Genomic DNA, 19,671 nt, shown 5'->3' on the forward strand with positions numbered 1-19,671 from the left:
CGACCCGCCGAATTCCGACTCGGCTGAACCGCACTTCGGAGAAAACGATTCTCCGGATCGACCAAACCGCCTGCGGTGGCAGCGCGAACCTCCTGCATTGCCTGTCCTCATCCGGAGGGCACGACGAGAGGTTCCCACAGTGCGAATACCGCGATCTATCCGCGCAGCGACCCTGCGATCGACCTTGATCGGACTCCTGGTGGCGAGCGGACTCGCCGGGCCGGTGGGTCTGGCGACAGCGGCGCCCGCGCGCATCGTGTCCGTGGACGACATCGACGACCGGCGGCAGAACGTGACGGTGTATTCGCCCGCCATGGACAAGCCGATCCCCCTCCAGATCATTCGGGCCGCCGACACCGCGAGTCCGCGGCCGACGATGTATCTGCTGAACGGTTCGCAAGGCGGACCGGGCGGCAGCGGGTGGGATGCGCAGACCGATGCCGTCGACTTCCTGCGCGACAAGGACGTCAACGTCGTCACCCCGGTCGGCGGCGCCAGCTCGTACTACACCGACTGGGTACGTGACGACGCCGTCCTGGGCCGCAACAAGTGGCAGACCTTCCTCAACGAGGAACTTCCGCCGGTGATCGAGGATTTCCTCTCGGCCGACGGCAACCGAACCCTGGTCGGGGTATCGATGAGCGGAACCTCGGTGCTGAATCTGGCTATCGCCAAACCGGGCTTCTGGCGCAGTGTGGCCTCCTACAGCGGCTGCGCGCAGACCTCGGACCCGATCGGGCAGGAATTCGTCCGCATCACCGTGGAGACCTGGGGCGGTGGGCAGAGCGTCGAGAACATGTGGGGGCCGCGCACCGGACCGCTGTGGCGGGCCAACGACCCGCTCGTCAATGCCGAAGGGCTGCGCGGGACCGAGATCTATCTCAGCACCGGCAGCGGAATCCCCGCCGCGCCGCACGACACCCCGGCCGATCCGCGCGTACGGGACGGTCGGATTCCGCTGCCGATCCAGATCGCTTTCGGCGGACCGATCGAGGCGGCGGTGCACTTCTGCACGGTGAATCTCGCGAACCGGTTGCGCGAGCTGAGCATTCCGGTGACGCTCGACGAGCGGCCGGTGGGTACGCATTCGTGGGGATACTGGGAAGACGATCTGAGCCGTTCCTGGCCGTTCCTGGCTCGCTCGATCGGGAGCCGGACAGCGTGAGCCCGGACAGCGGATCGGGTGACATCGTCGTCGCGAGCACCGTCCAGTACGGCGACCGCGGGGTGCGCGTGGAAATCGTCGATCCGCGACAGGACCGGACGACGCACGACTGGCACTGCACCTACCGGGTCGGTGCGGGTCGGGAACGGAAGGTCCGTGGCCCGGACAGGTTGGCCGCGGTCTACGCGGCGCTACTCGCGATCGAGGACGCGGCGAATCGAGCCGGACCACCGGACAGCGCGATGGAAGGACGACCATCTGCGCTGGTCTCCGCCGCGCACGCCCGCGAGTTCGGGCCGCCACTGGGTGCGCGCGCGGTCCATACCGCGTCGGGCCCGGTGGTGATCACCCTCGGACGGCCGCGTCGGGACCCGAATCGTTCGCACACGTGTTTGTGTCCCTTCCGCATCGATGACCGCACCGAGGCGTTCGGACAGGGGTTCGATGACTTCCACGCGGTGATGTCGGCGATCCGTGGCGTCGGCGCGATCTTGGGGATTCCGGGCAACTGGCCGGGGGTGGACACGCGGGCGGGTCGCTGATCGGCAGGCCGGAGGCCGTCCGGGTGAGCGTGACCAGGTCGTCCAGCACGGGCGAACCAGACCGGAGGATTTCCCGGCCAGCCGTCATGTGGGTGGCACCGACCTGGGCACTGTGGCGTGGTCAGTCTGTGGGAAGGCCGACGGCGGCTCGCATGGCCGCTCGGCCGCGGCGGGCGGCGGTGGGGTCATCGAGGAGTTGGATCTCCTGGTTGACCGCCATCGAGATGCCGATGAGTACGGTCGCCAGTTCGTCGGCGGGGCGGGTGGCGGTGTGGGCCGACGCGATCTCGTTAGCCAGGTATGTCCGCCAGTCGCGGATGATCGTGCGCAGGCGGTCGCGGAGTGGTCCGGGTCTGCCATCGAGTTCGGTCGAGGCGGCGGTGACGAAACATCCGCCGGGGAAAGGACATTCGGCCAGGTAGGCGATCCAGGCGTCGAGGAGGGTGGCCAGGCGGGTCGCGCCGGGGGGAAGTTCGCGCACGGTGTCGAGGACGGCGGTGCGGAAGATGGCGCCCGCTTGTTCCAGGGCGGCGGCTTGGAGTTCGGCGCGGGAGCCGAACGGTCCGACGATTCCGGCCTTGCTCATGTCGAGGCGGTCGGCCAGGGCGCCGATGGTGAGTCCTTCTATGCCGAGCAGTGAGGCTTCCTCGACCGCGATGTGGACGATCCGGTCCTTGGTGCGGGCGGCGTCGGCGGCGGAGCTTCGCGGGGACATGGTCTCACTATAGCGTTCGATCGTTCGCTATAGTTCTCGATAACGAACGATCGGACGCTATTTTTGGGAGTGATCATGCTCGACCCGCTGCACCTGGACGCCATCGCCCTCGCCCTGATCGGCCACGACGTGGCCGTGCTCACCGACGCCGACCTCACCCGGCCCACTCCGTGTGCGGGCTGGACGGTCGCGGACCTGCTCACGCACATGAACGAGCGCCACGAAGCCGTCATCGCCAGCGTCCTGCCCCCACCGACCGTCTCGGCAGCGGACGCCCGGGCCGCCTTCGCGCACAGTGCCGCCCGGTGGGTGGTCGCCATGGAACAGGCGGGGCCGGAGATCCGGCTGCCCTCGTCGGGCACCGTGGCCACCGGCCAGGTGTTGTCGATCCACTTCGTGGACATGCTCACGCACCGCTGGGACCTCGCCCGCGCCCTCGACCGGCCGTGTCCTGTTCCGGAGCACCTCACCACGGCGGCGCTGCCGATCGCCCGCGCGATCACCGTTCCCGGCGGTCCACTCACCGGCCCGGGCGGTGCTTACGCCCCGCGCCTGACAGAGGACGTGAATCGTCCGACGCTGGACAACATCGTCGCCCTGCTCGGCCGGGACCCCGCCTGGACCGGGCCGTCGACGACCAGCGCTCGTCCTTCGATGACGTGATGAGCCTCGTAGACGAAGGCGGCGCGTGAACAGGCGGGTTCGCAGCGCCTAGGAAGTCATCGAAAGCTACGAGACTTTCCGGGTCACCGTGGGGACATCGGTCTTCGATCGCGGTGGTACGGGCTTGGTTTTGGTGATGGTCTTGGTGCCGGTCTTCGTCTGTGGGGGAACGGCTTTCGTTTTGGTGACGGTCTTCGGCGGTGGGGCGGGCGTGCGGGTTTTGGTCTGGTTGGTCGCGGGCTGCGCTATCCGCACCGCCGTCGACCCTTCGTCGCAGCTCGCGGCGCCGACTTCCACGGCGCACTCCGGGCCGCCCACGGCGGTGTGCGCGATGAGCGCTCCACCCGCGATACCGACAACAGCCACGGTACTGGCGATGATTTTCGTCCACATACGAGCAATCCCTTCGCTCGGCATCCGAACTTCGAACGCTATCCGCCGCACCCGGGAAGTTTCTCGATGACGTGTCGTTGTGCGTGTCGCCGATGCGTCGTGGGATCCACGGCATTCGCGCCGATCGTCGTTAGCATTCGGCGTGCCGTCGAATACAGTGCCGATGCGAAGGCCGGTCGCGGGGATCGTTCTGTTCATGGCGTGCCTGTCCATGATGAGTGGTCTGGCGCGATTGGTTCCCTGCGTCGGTGACGGCGGATGGAGGGGCGACAAAGCGCTGTCGCGGTTGTGTTATTCCGATATCTCGGCCCTGTTCGGCTCCATGGACGCCGATTTCCCGGCTCTGCCGTACCGGGACTACTTGCTCGAGTACCCGGTGTGTATCGCGATGTTGTTTCTCGCCACGGCGGCGGTCACCGCTGGCCTGGAATCGTGGACGCCGATGGACTTCGCGGACCACTCGTCGACGGTGCTGTGGTTTCTCGTGGTGAGTGTGGTCGTGCTGGCGGCGTGTGGCGTGTACACGGTGTGGGCCACCAGTCGGATGCCGGGCGTCTCTATGACGGAATTGGTCCTGGTCTGTGTGGGATTGGGGCCCTTGGCGTTCGTGAACTGGGACCTGGCGGCCACCGCGCTGACCGCGGCCGCACTGCTCGCCTGGACACGCGACAGACCGGTGTGGTGCGGCGTGTGGCTCGGTGTGGCGACTGCGACGAAGCTCTATCCAGTCCTTTTCCTCTTCGCGTTGGTGTTGCTCGCTGTGCGTACCCGGCGATGGCGTGCGGTGGTCGCGGTCGCGGCGGCGGCGGTGGGTTCGTGGGTCGTGGTGAATCTGGTGGCCGTCGTCGACGCGGACTTCCGTTCGGGGTGGAAGGTCTTCTACGCCTACAGTTCCGAACGCGCGCCCGATCGAGGGACGCTGTGGTACTTGCTCAGTGGCGACGAGGCCGGTGCGCCGCTGTCGCTCGCCGTGGAGTCTGTGCGGACGCTCAATCTCGGTGTCGCCGTGGCCACGGCCGCCGGATTTCTCGCGGTGGCGCTGCTCGTGTGGCTCGCGCCGCGGACACTCGACCCGGCCACGGTGATGTTCCTGCTGTTGGCGGTGTTCGTACTCTTCGGCAAGGTCTGGTCACCGCAGTATCTGTTGTGGCTGATCCCGTTCGCTGTGCTCGCCGGGCCGCCACGGGCCGAGCTGATCGCCTGGATGTCGATCGAGTACGCGCATTTCGTGGGCGTGATGTGGCTGATCAACGGCTATCTCGACCTCGGTGGGCACACCGTCTCGTCACAGCTCTACCTCGTCCTTCTCGCCGCGCGGTGGCTCGCCTTGGCGGCTTTGGCGCTGATCGTGGCCCACCGACAGTTCACCGGCGCCCGGCTGCACGGGTTCGATGCGCCAGTGTCGAGCCTGCTCGTATTGCCGGTGGATGCGGGCGAAGGTGCCGTCGGTGCGCAGGAGTTCGCTCGGCGTGCCGGATTCGGCGACTCGTCCCGCCTCGAGGGAGACGACCTGGTCCGCGGCGGCCAGGGTGGCGGGTCGGTGCGCGATCACGATGACCGTGCGGTCGGGGTCGGCGCCGAGGTTGGCGATCGCGCGGGTGACCGCGGCCTCGTTCTCGGGGTCGAGCGCGGAGCTCGCCTCGTCGACGAGGACGATGCGCGCGCGTTTGAGCATCGCTCGGGCGATCGCCACGCGTTGGCGTTCGCCGCCGGACAATTGGGCCCCGGCCTCGCCGACGCGGGTCTGCCAGCCGCCGGGCAGCCGTTCGATGACCTCGTCGAGCCGCGCCTGGCGGGCGGCGTCGCGCAGGTCGTCCCACGACGCCTCGGGCAGGGCGAGGCGCAGGTTGTTCTCGATGGTGTCGTCGAAGAGATAGACGTCCTGGAAGACGATCGCGATGTCGTCGAGCACGGCCTCCGGAGCCAGGGCGCGGGTATCGACGCCGTCGATGCGGATGACGCCGGAATCGACGTCGAAGAAGCGGGCGATGAGGCGGGTGATCGTCGTCTTCCCTGAACCCGACGGGCCGACCAGCGCGGTGGTGGTGCCCGCCGGGCAGCGCATCGACACCTCGCGCACTGCGGGCGCGTCGGCACCGGGATAGGTGAAGCTCACCCCGGACAGTTCCACGCGAGGCGCGTCGGTGCGGCGGGTCGAGTCGGCGTGGACCGGCAGGACCGGCGTGGTGCGCAACTCCTCGATCCGGGTGATCTTGTTCGTCATCGCGCGCAGGGCGCCGACGAGGTCGATGAGATTGCCCAGCGGCTGGAGAAAACGCGCGGTGAGGACGAGCAGCGCGACACCGGTCGACACCTCGACGCGCCCGCTGACCATCAGCCAGGCCACCAGGGCGAGCACGATGACGAACCCGGCGGCGACCACGCCGGTGTAGCGGAAGAACGGCCGACGAGCCCGGTCCATGCCCGCCCGATAGGTATCGCGGTGCTCGCTCAGCGCGGCGTGCATGCGCGGGGTGCCGTCGGCCAGGCCCGCGGCCCGCAGGACGGGCTGGGCCTGGCCGAGTTCGATGGCCCGGCTCGCGACATTCGCCGACGCGCGCTCGAGCGCGATCTCCGCCTCGGTCGCGACCCGGGCCGCGCGATCCAGCGCCCGGAAAGCGATCAGCGCGATCACGCACAGCACCGCGGCCACCCGCCACTCGACGACGAACACGATCGCGACGACGGTGGCGGGCAGCAGTGTCGAGATGATCACCGGTTTGCCGATCACCACCGCCAGATGCGCGGCGTCACCGACATCGGCGGTGAGACAACGGGCGAGCCGCGCCTTGTTCGCGGCGGTGAACCACCCCAGCGGCAGCGCGCTGACGTGGCGCATCAACTGCTGACGCAACTGCGCCGCGAGGGCACCGGCCGCCGCGTAGCCGACCGGGTCGGCGACGACGCTGAGTACCGCGTAGAGCACCGCGCCGACGCCGCCGAGCACGAGCCAGGGGGTGGCGGCGGCGAGGTCGGGTTCCGGTCGCGCCACGGCGTGCAGGATCGGCACCAGCGCTCCGAGCAGCAGCCCTTGCAGCACGGCTTGGATCGCGGTCAGCGACCACAGTCGGGCGAGCAGCCGCGGGTCCGGCCACAGCTGGTAGAGGCGGCGGATCATCGCGTGACTCCTTCCTGGGCGGCCCACATCCGCGCGTACAGGCCGTCGCGGGCGAGTAATTGCTCGTGGCGGCCCTGCTCGACCAGCCGTCCCTCGTCGAGCACGAGGATCTGATCGGCGCCCGCGATGGTGTGCAGGCGGTGCGCGATGACGATCACCGTCTTGCCGACGGCCAGCCGGGCCAAGGCGTTCTGGACGGCGGTCTCACTGTCGGGATCGAGTGCGGCGGTCGCTTCGTCGAGGACGACGATCGGCGCTCCGGACAGCATCGCTCGCGCGATGGTCAGGCGTTGACGTTCGCCGCCGGACAAGCCGCCACCGCCGCCCGCGTCCAGCGGTGTGTCGTAGCCGCGCGGCAGCGTGTCGATCACGTCGTGGATATGCGCGGCGATCGCGGCCTGGCGGACCTCCTCGTCGCTGGCGCCCGGTCGGCCGATGCGGATGTTCTCGGCCACGCTGTCGCGCAGGAGGGCGACGTCCTGGAACACCAGCGACATCGACGCCAACAGCTCGGTCGAGCCGATCTCGCGGAGGTCGACGCCGCCGACCCGGATGGCCCCCGCTGTCACGTCGTAGAAGCGTGGCAGCAAGCTGGCCAGCGTCGATTTGCCCGCGCCGGACGGTCCCACGACCGCGGTGATCGCGCCCGGTGGGCAGACGGCGCTCACGTCGTCGATCGCGCGGGTGGTGCCGTCGTAGGAGAACGACACGTGGTCGAACTCGACGCCGTGGTCCGCCGGAACGCGCGGGCGCCGGGGTTCGGGCAGCGGCGGGCGCGACAGCAGTTGTTCGATGTTGGCGGCGCCCATCCGGCCCTTGCGCACCGCTTGGGCGCCCGAGACCGCGGGGATGATCGAGGTCGGCAGTCCGACCCCGACGACCAGGAAGGCCACGAGTTCCGCACCGGTGAGCGACCCCCGGTCGATGAAGACCAGCCCCGCGCCCGTCACCGCCGTCAGGACGGCCATCTCCGAGCCGAGCAGCCTGGTCACCGCCGAGCTGTAGCGCACCTCGTCGACCCAGGCGGCGAACGCGCGGGCGTACTCGTTCACGGCATCGTCGAAACGGCGCAGCACGCGGCCGCCCGCGCCGAAGGCCTTGACGACCTGGATGCCGTCCGCGTATTCGATGCTCGCGGCACTGATCCGGCCTTCCGCCGCGATCAGCCGGTTCACATGCGTCGTCATCGACCGCATCGAGACGCGGTAGCTGATGCTCATCAGGCCCATCACACCCAGCACCACCAGCGTCAGCGCGACATCGACGGTGAACAGGTAGACGCTCGACACGACGATCACCGTGACCGCGCCCACCAGCTGACCCAGCGCGTGGGCGATGACCTCGTGCATCTCCTCGATGTCACCGGTCATGGCCCGTGTGACCCGTCCGGATCCCGCGGCGCGGAACCAACCCAGCGGGAGCGCGCCGAGGTGGCGCACGATCCGCACCCGCAGGTCGTGCACGATGACCGCGTCCGCGTAGTGCCCCAGGCGGGAGGACTGCACCAGCAGCACGAGCCACAGCGCGGCACCGACGGCGCCGATCCCCACCCACGTCCCGACCGTCGCCGCCGGATCGTGCGGGTCGTCGAGCATGACGCGCGCGATCTCGGCCGCCGCGATATAGGGCACGATTCCCGCTGCGGCGGACAGGGATCCGAGCACTCCGCACAGGATCAGCGACGACCTGATCGGTGCGAAGAGCCTCGCCAAGGCGCCCGGTGCGGCGAGACCGGGGGCCTCGGGATCCGGCATCGGCTCGGACGGGGTGTCCGCGCGTGGGTCTGCTGTCGTGGTGCTCAAGGCCGTGCGTCTCCCGTGGGTTGGTAAGGTATGCCTAACTACACCGTCCATCTTGAATCGTGAAGTCGACTTGATGTCAAATGGACAGAATGAGCGATCCGGTCGGTGTTTCGATAGGCAAGGCGGCAGCCCTCTACGACGTGGCCCCGTCGACGTTGCGATGGTGGGAATCGCAGCGGGTGCTGCCCGAACCGGCTCGGGTCAACGGGCGCCGCGTCTACGACGAGAGCGATCTCCGCAGAATCGGACTGGCCTATCTGTGCTGTGTCACCAGCGCGATGTCGCTGGAGCAGGCGGCCGTCGTGACGGTGGGTCGTCGAAATGAGCTGTGGCAGCGGACGGTGCGAAGCCATGCGGCCGCGCTCGCGCGCAAGATCGAGGAGTTGCAGAGCGCGCGCGACTATCTGACGCACCTGCTGGAGTGCGCCGACGACGACATCGTGGACGAGTGCCCCTGGCTCGATGGGGAATTGATGAGCCGCACCCCGAGGGGTCGTGTTCCGGTGGCGGGTTTCGTGGCGGCGGCGCAGGCGGTGTCGCCTCGCCGTGATCATGCGGAGCGATGTGACGAAACAGCGGCTCCGTGTGTCGAAACAAGCCCGACTCTCGGTCATTGCGTCATCTGCGCGAGCGTCTTCGCTCAGCCGGGCACGGGTCGACGGCGCCGGTATTGTTCGCGCGCGTGTCGGCAGCGGCACTACCGGGAAACCGCCGCGGCGCGGCAGTCGACCGATGCGGCGCAATGATCGCGACTTCCGGCCGGAGAATCTGAAATAGAGTGTGGTGCAACGGAATCGGATCTACACCGGTGGGCTCGATTCCACCGAAAGTCGCCCGGGATCGCGGGGGGAATGCGAATCTCGACAGGTGATCCCGTGGCTCGTGAGGGCATCGGCGCGGGACCGGAACGGCGAAAGGGCACCTGATGACTACAGGCAAGTTGGTCGTCCCCGATCTCTGGGACGCCTACCCCAAGGTCCGCACGAGCGACCTGACCTTGCAGCGGTTGATGACGGGGCACGCGCAGGGCGTCTCGCACGCCACCGGGCACACCGCCGATCGGCTCAGCGTCGTCACCCGGTTGGCCGGTGGCACGTTCAGTGTGAACCGCAAGGGGACGAATGTGCTCGTCAGCGACGACGAGGGTGATGTCATCGAGAAATGGCCGCTCCAGCTGCAGGTGAGCGGGCACGACTTCGTGTTGACGCCGAAGATCCTGGAAGAGGGGAACCGGCTCAAGCTCACCCTCGCCTCGATGGACGGCGAGCCGGTGGTGCGTCCCGCGGCGCCCGCGGGTGCGGCGGCGGCGCCGGGAATCGCCCTGCGGAGTCCGCGGAGCGAATCGGATCTGACGAGAAGCATCATGGGCATCGGCTTCTCGACCGGGGCCTTCATCGGCGCCGTGATCGGCGGGATCATCGCACTGCCCACCCTCGAGCTCGCGGGCGTGGTGACGATCCCCGCGGGGCTGTTCATCGGCGGCGCGGCGGGCACACTCGTCGGCGGGATCATCGCGGAGATCGTCACCTGATCGGTGCGATGACACCGCGCCCGATCCACACACGGACCACGGCGGCCGAGGCGATCTCGGCCGCCTCACCGATGCGCCCGGCGGGTGCTCGACGATGATCGCCGCCTGCCCGATGCGCACATCAGGGCCCGCGCCGTTGTCCCGCAACCAGTTCCCGACGAAACCGCCGGGCGCGATCAAGGTGTTCAGGTGTTCACCTGCCGGGTGGGCGCGTCGGCGTTGGCCGGGCTCTCCAGCAATCCGGCCGGGTTCACGTAGAGGCCGTAGCTGGCGAGGACCGAGGGCGTGTTCTGCACGTCGACATCGGATAGACGGGGCGACCGACCGTATTGGTGCCACGTGTGCGAAGGCGGGGTCACCGGCGAAGGGGATCGCGAACCCGGTGTCGGCGACCGGTTGGTCGGCGGGGACTCGTACCGGGTGGGGCGGCCGAGGCCACCCCCACCGGTATTCCGCTCAGCCGTGGAAGGTGACGAGGTAGGCCGCGGCGGACGGGAGGTGCGGGTTCTCGCAGCTCGGTTCGATCCCGGTGCCGGTGATGGAGACCGTCGCGTCGGCGAAGCGGGTGCTGTCGGCGGTCACCCGGCCGGTGGCCGTGTAGGTGTGGGCGTCCACGGAGACGCGGCCGGTCGTCTCGGTGACCGTCTCGGTGCCGTCGTCCCACCGGGTCTTGATCGTGGTCGTACTGTCACCGCACGCGGCGCCGGTGCCGCTGAGTTCGGAACGACCGGCGAGCAGCGGCGCGCCCGCGGCGTCGGTGCAGGTGATGGTGTCCTGTCCGGTCATGCCACCGCCGAACAGCGCGGGGACGAGCGTCGTCTGGGCGACACAGATCGCCTCGACCGGCGCGTCGGGCGCCGGTTGCGTCCAGGCCGCGGTCGGGACGAGCGCGCCGCCGACGACGACGGCGCCGCCGACGGCGACGGCGACGGCCGAGCAGACACCGAGTCGAACCGCCCGGTGGCCGAGGTGATGTCCGGTGACGAAGGAAGAGATGACCACGGATCGTTCCTTTCTTCATGGCCACGATGGCCGGTGTGAGGGGGAACCGAGCCGCCGCGCGTCAGGCGAGGTCGGCGGAAAACAGTGCGGGATGGTAGATCTCGGTCAGATGCAGACGGGGCCGGTCGTCGGTGTAGATCAGATAGCTCTTGCCCGCGGCGCGACCCGATCCGGTGTCGGGACGGACGTGATGTCCGGTGCGCAGCAGGCGCCTGCGATGGGTGACACCGGCGGCGGCCATGGCCGAGCCGAGCGGCCGCACCCGATCGAGGCTGAGCCGATACAGCGGATTGTCGGCCGCCTCGACGACCACCGCGTGATTCCAGGACACCAGGCCACCGTCCGGCGTCAGCAGGGTCGAATACCGCGACAGCACCGGATCATCGCCGGAAACGCCGAGGGCACCGCATAATTCGCGGGGCAGTTCGTCGGCGCGCTGCCGGAACTGCTCGCGCACGTCGATGGTCACCGGCACGCGCAGTACCGCTTCGAGCAGCACGGTGGTCGAGCCGTCGCAGGCCAGCAGGGCTCGGGTGGTGCGGTCGGCGAAGTCGGTGACCGGGATCGACACGGGTTCGAGCGTGGTCGTCATGGGACTCCTGGTCAGTAGCGGCTGTCGGGGATCCCGGCATCGGCGGGACCGTAGGGGAGACGGTCGAGCCAGGCGCCCGCCGAACCCCGGTATCGCGCCACGGCCGCCGCGCCGCGCTGACGGGCCCGCGTGGCGGTATCCGCCGCGAGCAACTGGCGCAACGCCTGATCGCTGGCCGCCCGGTTGCGCACGGCCGCGCCGCGCCGCAGGGCGTCGTACCGCAGGACCGCCTCGGTGCGGCTCCCACCCGCGGTGATGCTGTCGACCACGGCGTCGGCGGCCGCGGCCGCGTCGGCGACGCCGGAATTGAGCCCCCGCGCGCCGAACGGGGCGAACAGGTGCGCGGCCTCGCCGACGAGCAGTACTCGGCGCCCGCCGTCGACGAAGGTCTCGGCGACCGATTGCTCGAAGCGGTAGTGCGAGATCCAGGTGAGCTCGGGTCGGGTGCCCTCCGGCAGGAGCGGCGCGACCCAGGTGGCGGCGTCGGCGGTCAGCGCGGCGATGTCGTCGGTGGGGTGGCACTGTAGGTCCACACGCACGCCGCCGCGGAACGGCGCGAGCAGCACGTGGCGGTGTCCGGCCGCCGGGTGCCGGTAGTGGAACACCCGCTCGCGCGGCGCGCGGTCGGGGTCGTCGGCGACATCGACGACGACGAACGAAGCGTCACCGCGTGTCCCGGCGAGGCGGGTGCCGATCGCGGTGCGTACCGCCGAGCGCGCGCCGTCGGCGCCGATCAGGAAACTCGCCCGATGCCCACTGCCGACTTCGACATGCCCGTGCGCCACCGTCACCGTCTCGACCGGGGTCTGCCAGACCAGCCGCACGCCCGCGTTGCGGCAGGCGCCGCGCAGTTCGGTCTCGAGGTCGCGCTGCGACAGACAGGTGAACGGGGGAGCGTCGCTCCGGCACGGCGGATACGACTTGCGGAACACGGTGCGCCCCGCCCACAGCGTGTGCTTGCCGCTCCAGACCATCCCCCGCTCGGCGAGGCGCTCGGCCAGGACGGGATCGGCTTGCCCGAAGGCGCGCAGCGAGTCACCGTGCACGAAGATCGCCCGGCTTCCCGCCCGCACCGCGGTCTCGGACTCGGCTTCCAGCACCGTCACCACCAAACCCCGCGCGGCGCAGAACAACGCCGTCGCCAGTCCGACCGGGCCGCCGCCCGCGACGAGTACATCGCTGTGTCTCACGCGGACGCTCCCACGGCGATCGGCGCGGGCAGCTCCCGCCGCAGCACCTTCCCGGTGCCGTTGAGCGGCAGTTCGGGTAGCAGCACGAGCCGACGCGGCAGTTTGTAGGCGGCCAGATGCGGGCGGCAGAATTCCGTGATCTGCGTCAGGGACGGCCGGGTGCCTGCCCTCGGCACGATCCAGGCGCAGGTGATCTCGCCCCGCACCGGGTCCGCCAGTCCGGCGACGGCGACCTCGGCGACATCCGGATGTCGCGCCACCACCCGCTCCACCTCGGCGGGATAGACGCTGAACCCGCCGCTGAGCACGACTTCCTTGGTGCGGCCCACCACGCGAACCCGTCCGTAGGCATCGACGCTGCCCAGATCGCCGGTGGGCAGCCACCCGTCCACCGTGACCGGGCCCGCGCCGAGGTGCCCCGCCGTCACCATCGGACCGGCGATCCACAATTCACCGATGCCCGAATCATCCTGGGGGACAGCGGTTGTCCGTAGGCGCACGTCGGGCATCGCGGTGCCCGTGGTGCCGTGCCGGTCGGGCAGGTCCGGCGCGGCCAGTGTCGCGAACCCGGCGAGTTCGGTCATCCCCCACCCCTCGACGAACGCGCCGCCCATCCTCGCCTCCCATTCCCGGGCCAGATCGGCACCGGCGCCCTGCCCCGCCGACACCACACACCGCAGGCGCGACAACCTCGGCGCGGTGTCGGCGCCTCGGGTCGACCTCGCAACCACGTCGAGCAGCCGCCGGTACATGGTCGGCACCCCGGCCAGCACCGTCGCACCCCAGCGATCCGCCGCTTCGAGCAGGCGGGCCTCGTCGAACCGGGCCAGCTGCACCAGCGTCGCCCCCGACGCGAGCGCGGCATTGAGCACATTCGTCCCGTAGGAATGCGCGAGTGGGAGCGCGGTGACGACGACATCGTCGGCGTGCCAGCCCAGCCGTTCCGCCAGGTTGTCGCCGCCGAGCGCGATGGCTCGCCGAGACTGGAGAACGCCCTTCGGGCGCCCGGTGGTGCCCGAGGTGTAGGCGATGGTCGCGGTGTCGGGCGCGCATTCCGGTCCCGGCGTGATCGTGGCACGGGTCGCCCGGCCGTCCGGCCAGAACACCCGATCGGGGAACCGGGCGGCCAGAGCCCCGACCATGCGCGCGGGAACGAGGGCCAGCCGGGCGCCGGAATCCTCGAGCACATGGGCGATTTCGTTGATCGCCGATCCCGCGTTCATCGGCACGCTCACCGCCCCGAGCGCGGCGAGCGCGCGATAGACCGCCACCCAGCCCATGTCGTCGGGCAGACACAGCACCACCGTGGTGCCGGGCCCGACGCCCACGGCTGTCAGCTCACGGGTGGCGGTGTCCACCAGCTGTTCGAGGACCGCGTCGTCGTAGCGGCCCGAGTCCGTCACCAGCACGAACAACCTCCTGTCGGGGTGGTCTCGGCACACCGATCACAGAACGTAGGAAAGGAACGGCGCGCGTTCCGGGGTGGCCATGGCGTCCCACAGCCGCACCTGCCGGTGCTCGCCACGGATCTGCCCGGCCTGATACAGCCCGGCCGCCGGGGTACCGCCCAGCACGATCGCGCCCATGGCCGACACATCGAGTTCCAGATCGGGCGCGGTGGTGGTGCGGTGGCATACGCCGACTCCCTTGTCGACGTCGAGGTGATAGGTGCCGTCGGCCCAGCCGCGCGCGTCGTGCACGCGCAGGGTCAGCGCGCCGTCGGCCGCCCAGGAACGGGCGGACAGGATCGCCGGGACGTCGAGCAGGCGCAGCCACAGAGCGTCCCGTCGACGGCCGCGCAGCCAGCGGGCATCGGTGACCCACCAGCGCAGCGGATCGTCCACGGGCAGTCGCGGCACTCGGATCTCGCTGGCCATGTCGATCGAGAACAGGAACCGCCACAGCGCGCCCGCCGCCTCCGGATCCACGGCCAGGAAGTCGATCACGTGCACGACCCCGTCGGGTGCCTTGTCGACGGACCAGTCGGCGACGACGCGGTAGGAGACGAACCCGCGCCCGTCGATCACCGCGCACTGCCGGACCCCGGTCCCGGGATCGCCGAGTGTGCACAGCGCGTCGAGCGTGGGGGAGGACGGGTCGGTGCGCAACCTGTCCCAGAACCCCTGCGGCGGAATCAGTTCCCCGGGCGCCTGGCGCGCGCGGCGGGTGAAGACGTCCCTGGCGGCGTCGCGGGCCCGCTCGCCCGTGACGCGACGCGGCCGGATGCCCGCGCCCGGCGTGTCCTCGCGCAGCCCGGCGCGGCGCACGTCGATGCGCATCCCCTCGTACCACGCGGCGGGCCCGTGTCCGAAGCGCCGGTAGATGGGCCATTCCGAGGGCCAGTCGGCGCAGGTCACCTTGCCCTCGTCGACGGCGCGGGCGTAGATCCGGTCGAGCAGGTGGGTCATCAGACCGCGCCGCGTCTGCGTCGCGTGACAGAACCCGCCCGTGCCGATGGCCGCGGGCACGCGGGCGCCGCCGGGCAGCACGAGTTCGGTGTGCAGGGAGGTGTTCGTGGCGACGATGCCGTCGGCGTCGGCGATGGCGAGTCCGCGTTCGGGCGGAAAGGTCCGCCGGTAGAAGTCGAGCACGGCGGGGTCGGTGCCCAGCGGTTCGGCGAGCGCGGTGAGCCAGCAGTTCAGCCACTCGGGGTAGCGGTCCTCCGGAATGCCCTCGAGGTACTCGAATTCCGTGGGTAGGGCACGTGTCATCGGCTGACCTCCATCGCTCGGGCGGGCAGGACATGGAGCGGCGGCGCCGGATAGCCACAGAAGTCGGGGGTGACCATGGTGGCGCAGTAGGCGCCGGTCGACCCGATGAGCACCCGGTCGCCCGGTGCCAGCGCCACCGGCAGCCGATACGGGGTGGTGACCCGCAGTTCGTCGAGCGGATCGCAGGACGGGCCGTGCAGCACCACCGGACGATCCGGCGCGTCCGCGGCATGGTCGAGGGCCTCGACGGGGTACTCCACGTCGCCGAGCAGGCACTCGATCAGCCCCGCGTTCCAGATCCCGGCATCGAGCACCACCCGCACCAGTCCGTCGCGCTCGACCACCGACTTCACCCGCGCCACCGTGATTCCCGCCTCGGCGACCAGGCTGCGTCCCGGCTCGAACACCACATCGAGGTCGGTCGCGTCGAAGTGGTCGTCGATCGCCGCGAAGATCGTGGCCACGCAGTCCGCCACCGAGGGCACCGCCCGCCGATACGTCGCGGGGATCCCGCCACCGACATCGAGCACGCGCAGGCTGCTCACGCCCGCCGCGCGGATCGCCGTCCACACGCCCGCCGCGCGCTCGACGGCGATTCGCCACTGGCTCGGATCGGTCTGCTGACTGCCGACATGCCATGTCAGCCCGGCCATATCCAGGCCCATCCCCTCGGCCAGCCGCGCCAGTTCCACCGCTTCGTCCGCGCCGCAACCGAATCGGGCGGTCATCGACAGCGCGGCGCCCCTCGGCGCGCAGACCAGGCGCAGCAGCACCGAGGCGCCGGGCGCGTGCCGACCCAGTCGCGTGAGTTCGGCCGCCGAGTCGGCGCAGAACATCCGGACGCCGAGTGCGAACGCTTCGGCGATCTCGCGCTCGTCGCGCACCACATTGCTGTGCGAGATCCGTTCCGGCGGACAACCCGCCGCCAGCGCCAGGTGGATCTCCGCGGTGGACGCCACATCCAGGCTCGCGCCGCCTCGCAGCAGCGCCGTGAGTACCTGTGGTTCCGGTCGGGCCTTCACCGCGAACTGCACTCGTCCACGTCCGGCGAGTGCGGTGCGGTATCGGTCGTGCGCGTGCTCCACCGCGTCGATATCGAGAGCCGCGTAGGGTGTTTCGGATTCCAGCCGGGCGAAGCGACGCAATCGGTCACTCGGCATCCAAGGATCTCCTTCCGGTGAGCAGAGCATCGGCAGGACAAGCACTTTCGAAACCGAACGCACCCTACACGGCGTCACCACCGACGATTACGCGCAGCCCAGCTACCTCCCGGTGACCTTCGTGTCGCCCGTTGCCTCGCCCGCCTCGGCGACGCCCCAGACCGCCGTCAGTCCGGGTGGTAGCGCCGCGAGGACGGCTTCGAATTCGGTCTGGCGCGGATCCTCGATGGCATCGAGACCTACCTGCGAGGCTGAGCCGCGTATCTCGGCTGGGTCAGTCGTTGTCCAGCGGGGGAGTGGTCCACGTGCTCCAGCTGACAGGCCCGATCGACGCCGCCCTCGCCGAACGGGGACTGCGTCGGCGCGTGGTTGTCCGCGACGTATTCGTCCGGGCGACAGCGGTTTCCGAGGAGGCGTAGCTCAGCGTCCGTGTCGACGGTATCCGCGAATGGCGAGCGTCGCGAACACCACGGTCAACCCGACCGTCCACGCCAACGCGCGTGCGGCGGGCGCCGCGATCGGGCCGGACGATGCCAGCCCGCGCATCGCCTCCACTACCGACGACACCGGGTTGGCGGCGGCGACGGGTTGGATCCACGAGGGTAGATCCTGGCGGGGGACGAAGCCCGTCGACAGGAACGAGGCCACCAGCAGGATCGCGTTGAGGGCCGAACCGACCGCCTCGCCGGACTTGGCGTGGACCGCGATCGCCACCATCATCCAGGCGACGCCGGTACCGAAGACCAAGGGCAGCGCGAGAAATCCGAGCGCGCCGAGAACCCCGCCGGTGAACCGGAAGCCGAGCAGGTACCCCACGCCGACCACCGCGAGCAGGGTGATGAGATTGCGGACCGCGTCACCGGCGATGCGCCCGATCAGCGGCGCCGACCGGGCGATCGGCATCGCCCGCAGCCGTCGGTCGAAACCGGATTGCAGGTCGTCGTAGGTCGTCATGGCGGTGCCGAGCCCGGCGAACATGATGCCCATCACGGCGAACAGCGGCAGGCTGAAGTTCACGTAGTCGGCCCGACTCCCGCCGGGCGCGACCAGCGAGCCGAACGACACCGTGATCAGCACCAGCAGGATGAGCGGGAAGAACGTCGCCATCATCAGCAGGACGGGATTGCGCAACGTCACCCGGATGGCACGGACGGTGAGCGACCATCCGTCGAGCAGGACCTGCGGGCGCGGTCCCGTCGCGGTGTGGGGTTCGTTCACAGCGACCTCCGATAGGTCCGGGCCGCGAGCGCGACACACACGAGGAATCCGCCGCCCAGCCACAGCAGGGCGATCGTGACCGGCTTGGCGACGGCCGCGTCGGAGTCGGCCAGCGCGCGCAACGCGTCGGCGGTGCGGCTGAGCGGTTGGTTGGCGACGAACGGTTGCAGCCAGCCGGGGAACGCTTCGGTCGGGGTGAAGGCGTTCGACACCAGCAGGAACGGGAAGAAGATGACATTGGTGATCACCTGCACCGAATCCACCTTGCCCGCCGCGAAACCGATCGCGATGAACCCGGTGCACACCACCGCCGCGAAGAACAGCGCGACGAGCACGAACCCGATCGACGCGAGCACCCCGCCACCGAGCCGGAAACCCATGACGGCCCCGGCGGGCAGCAGCACCGCGATCGTCAGCAGCGCACGGCTCAGTTCCGCGCCGACCAGACCGAGGACGGGCGCGAGCGGAGAGACCGCCATGGAGCGGAGCCTGCGGATCATGCCGCCGGTGACGTCCTCGACCGACAGGATCGCCGCCGACATGGCCGTGAACAACATGGCCTGCAGGATCACCGCGGGCAGCAGATACTGCCCGTAGTCACTGCCGATGCGGCGCTCGACCACCGTGCCGAACACGACATAGAACATCGTCGCGAACACCAGCGGCAGCACGACGGCACCGATGATCGACGCGGGCCGTCGGCTCATCAACCGCAGGTGGCGCCCGGCCAGGATCGCGGTGTCGGCCAACGCCGAGGGATGCGGGCGTGGCGTCGCGCCGACGGTGTCCGGCGCGGCGCTCGTCACGGGGTGTCCTCGGGTTCGCCGGAGACGCTCGGGTGCCCGGTCAGGCGGAAGAACACGTCGTCGAGGGTCGGGCGGCGCAGGGCGATGTCGTCGACGGCGATCTCGGCGGCGTCGAGCTTGCGCACGACCTCGACCAGCGTCGCGGCACCCGAGGCGGCGACGGCGATCCCGTCGGACTGTTCGGCGAACCCGGTCATGTCCGCCAGCACGGCGGCGATCCGGGGACGCTCGTCCTCGGCCGCGGTGATGTGGCAGACCGAACCACCGGCCTGGTCCTTGAGTTCGTCGGCGGTGCCGTCGGCGATGACCCGGCCGTGGTCGACCACCACGATCCGGTCGGCCAATTCGTCGGCCTCATCGAGGTATTGGGTGGTGAGCAGGATGGTCATGCCGTCGTCGCGCAGATCCCGGACCACGTCCCACAGCACCGCGCGGCTGCGCGGGTCGAGGCCGGTGGTCGGTTCGTCGAGGAACAGCACTTCGGGCTTGCCGATCAGGGAGGCGGCCAGGTCGAGTCGTCGCCGCATCCCGCCGGAGAAGGTGCCGCTGCGCCGGTCGGCGGCCTCGGTGAGGTCGAAGCGCTCCAGGAGTTCCTCGGCGCGCCGAACCGCCTGCCCGCGTCCCAGTTTCAGCAGCCGCCCGAACAGGGTGAGGTTCTCGCGGGCGGTGAGATTCTCGTCCAGGGCGACGAACTGACCGGTCAGCCCGATCACCGACCGCACCGCCCCGGCCTCGGCCACCACATCGTGACCGGCCACCCGCGCCCGCCCCTCGTCGGGGACCAGCAATGTGGTCAGTACATCGATCGTCGTCGTCTTTCCCGCCCCGTTCGGTCCGAGCACCCCCGCGATGGTGCCCCGCTCCACCGCGAAACCGAGCCCATCGAGCGCGGTCACCCCGCCGAACCGTTTGACGAGACCTTCTGCCTCCACGGCATAGTCCACCATGAAGTAAACCTAACCTAACTTTGCCTGAATTGGCCAGGGCGTCACGGCATCCGGTGACCGCATCGGCGCACCCACCGCCCTGACCGTCATCGACACCGGCACGGTGAGGTAGGTCC

At 69.9% G+C, this 19,671-nt stretch carries 18 protein-coding genes and 2 pseudogenes; 6 read left to right on the forward strand and 14 right to left on the reverse strand.

Annotated features, from left to right (window positions below; all coding sequences use genetic code 11):
- The first annotated feature begins 184 nt into the window (after window positions 1-184).
- Window positions 185-1,165: an alpha/beta hydrolase gene (locus QC180_RS25225; RefSeq protein WP_278265299.1), complete on the forward strand. Its 981-nt coding sequence runs from the start codon at window positions 185-187 to the stop codon at window positions 1,163-1,165.
- Window positions 1,162-1,707 (forward strand): hypothetical protein, encoded by a 546-nt coding sequence (locus QC180_RS25230; RefSeq protein WP_278265300.1) that lies wholly within the window; start codon window positions 1,162-1,164, stop codon window positions 1,705-1,707. Before QC180_RS25225 ends, QC180_RS25230 begins: the two co-directional genes overlap by 4 nt.
- Before the next feature lie 121 nt (window positions 1,708-1,828).
- Here QC180_RS25230 and QC180_RS25235 read toward each other — a convergent pair whose 3' ends face one another.
- Entirely contained in the window at window positions 1,829-2,422 is a 594-nt protein-coding gene (locus QC180_RS25235) for a TetR/AcrR family transcriptional regulator (protein WP_278265301.1), read from the reverse strand.
- Between the two features lie 75 nt (window positions 2,423-2,497).
- Between QC180_RS25235 and QC180_RS25240 the strand changes: the two genes are divergently transcribed.
- A complete protein-coding gene (locus QC180_RS25240) occupies window positions 2,498-3,085 on the forward strand; it encodes a TIGR03086 family metal-binding protein (RefSeq protein WP_278265302.1) in 588 nt (195 codons plus the stop codon).
- Window positions 3,086-3,151: 66 nt separating this feature from the next.
- On the opposite strand, the gene QC180_RS25245 is transcribed toward QC180_RS25240, so the two are convergent.
- The gene (locus tag QC180_RS25245; RefSeq protein WP_278265303.1) at window positions 3,152-3,676 is read right to left on the reverse strand and encodes a hypothetical protein; all 525 of its coding nucleotides are present in this window, start codon (window positions 3,674-3,676) and stop codon (window positions 3,152-3,154) included.
- Window positions 3,677-3,920: 244 nt separating this feature from the next.
- On the opposite strand from QC180_RS25245, the pseudogene QC180_RS30420 reads away from it, so the two are divergent.
- A pseudogene (locus QC180_RS30420) lies at window positions 3,921-4,577 on the forward strand (glycosyltransferase 87 family protein); the annotation flags it as partial.
- A 186-nt stretch (window positions 4,578-4,763) separates the two neighbouring features.
- Here the strand turns inward: QC180_RS30420 and QC180_RS25250 are convergent.
- Window positions 4,764-6,596: an ABC transporter ATP-binding protein gene (locus tag QC180_RS25250; RefSeq protein WP_278265304.1), complete on the reverse strand. Its 1,833-nt coding sequence runs from the start codon at window positions 6,594-6,596 to the stop codon at window positions 4,764-4,766.
- Complete coding sequence (locus tag QC180_RS25255) at window positions 6,593-8,260, reverse strand: ABC transporter ATP-binding protein (RefSeq protein ID WP_278265305.1); 1,668 nt, start codon at window positions 8,258-8,260, stop codon at window positions 6,593-6,595. The genes QC180_RS25250 and QC180_RS25255 overlap by 4 nt, the downstream gene beginning before the upstream one ends.
- A gap of 227 nt (window positions 8,261-8,487) precedes the next feature.
- On the opposite strand from QC180_RS25255, the gene QC180_RS25260 reads away from it, so the two are divergent.
- Window positions 8,488-9,144 carry a MerR family transcriptional regulator gene (locus tag QC180_RS25260; RefSeq protein WP_278265306.1) on the forward strand — a complete coding sequence of 219 codons (657 nt, stop codon included), beginning with the start codon at window positions 8,488-8,490 and terminating at the stop codon, window positions 9,142-9,144.
- A gap of 179 nt (window positions 9,145-9,323) precedes the next feature.
- Window positions 9,324-9,929 (forward strand): DUF8020 domain-containing protein, encoded by a 606-nt coding sequence (locus tag QC180_RS25265; protein ID WP_278265427.1) that lies wholly within the window; start codon window positions 9,324-9,326, stop codon window positions 9,927-9,929.
- Between the two features lie 129 nt (window positions 9,930-10,058).
- On the opposite strand, the pseudogene QC180_RS30425 reads toward QC180_RS25265, so the two are convergent.
- The 10 genes and pseudogenes from QC180_RS30425 to QC180_RS25310 form a co-directional block, all read right to left on the reverse strand.
- Window positions 10,059-10,263 (reverse strand): annotated as a pseudogene (locus tag QC180_RS30425) (hypothetical protein); the annotation flags it as partial.
- Window positions 10,264-10,385: 122 nt separating this feature from the next.
- Window positions 10,386-10,931, reverse strand: coding sequence for a hypothetical protein (locus tag QC180_RS25270; RefSeq protein ID WP_278265307.1), 546 nt, complete (start codon window positions 10,929-10,931; stop codon window positions 10,386-10,388).
- A 61-nt stretch (window positions 10,932-10,992) separates the two neighbouring features.
- Entirely contained in the window at window positions 10,993-11,523 is a 531-nt protein-coding gene (locus tag QC180_RS25275; RefSeq protein ID WP_278265308.1) for a hypothetical protein, read from the reverse strand.
- 11 nt (window positions 11,524-11,534) lie between these two features.
- A complete protein-coding gene (locus QC180_RS25280; protein WP_278265309.1) occupies window positions 11,535-12,713 on the reverse strand; it encodes an FAD-dependent oxidoreductase in 1,179 nt (392 codons plus the stop codon).
- Window positions 12,710-14,155: a class I adenylate-forming enzyme family protein gene (locus tag QC180_RS25285; RefSeq protein WP_278265310.1), complete on the reverse strand. Its 1,446-nt coding sequence runs from the start codon at window positions 14,153-14,155 to the stop codon at window positions 12,710-12,712. Before QC180_RS25285 ends, QC180_RS25280 begins: the two co-directional genes overlap by 4 nt.
- Before the next feature lie 3 nt (window positions 14,156-14,158).
- Window positions 14,159-15,424: a GNAT family N-acetyltransferase gene (locus tag QC180_RS25290; protein ID WP_278265311.1), complete on the reverse strand. Its 1,266-nt coding sequence runs from the start codon at window positions 15,422-15,424 to the stop codon at window positions 14,159-14,161.
- Window positions 15,421-16,584, reverse strand: coding sequence for a type III PLP-dependent enzyme domain-containing protein (locus QC180_RS25295; RefSeq protein WP_278265312.1), 1,164 nt, complete (start codon window positions 16,582-16,584; stop codon window positions 15,421-15,423). Before QC180_RS25295 ends, QC180_RS25290 begins: the two co-directional genes overlap by 4 nt.
- Window positions 16,585-17,004: 420 nt before the next feature.
- The gene (locus tag QC180_RS25300) at window positions 17,005-17,802 is read right to left on the reverse strand and encodes an ABC transporter permease (RefSeq protein ID WP_278265313.1); all 798 of its coding nucleotides are present in this window, start codon (window positions 17,800-17,802) and stop codon (window positions 17,005-17,007) included.
- Window positions 17,799-18,608: an ABC transporter permease gene (locus tag QC180_RS25305; RefSeq protein ID WP_278265314.1), complete on the reverse strand. Its 810-nt coding sequence runs from the start codon at window positions 18,606-18,608 to the stop codon at window positions 17,799-17,801. The genes QC180_RS25300 and QC180_RS25305 overlap by 4 nt, the downstream gene beginning before the upstream one ends.
- A complete protein-coding gene (locus QC180_RS25310; RefSeq protein WP_278265315.1) occupies window positions 18,605-19,555 on the reverse strand; it encodes an ATP-binding cassette domain-containing protein in 951 nt (316 codons plus the stop codon). Before QC180_RS25310 ends, QC180_RS25305 begins: the two co-directional genes overlap by 4 nt.
- Window positions 19,556-19,671: the final 116 nt, after the last annotated feature.

Origin of the sequence: Nocardia anocheti, from assembly GCF_029675105.1 — a bacterium.
Classification (GTDB): Bacteria; Actinomycetota; Actinomycetes; order Mycobacteriales; family Mycobacteriaceae; genus Nocardia.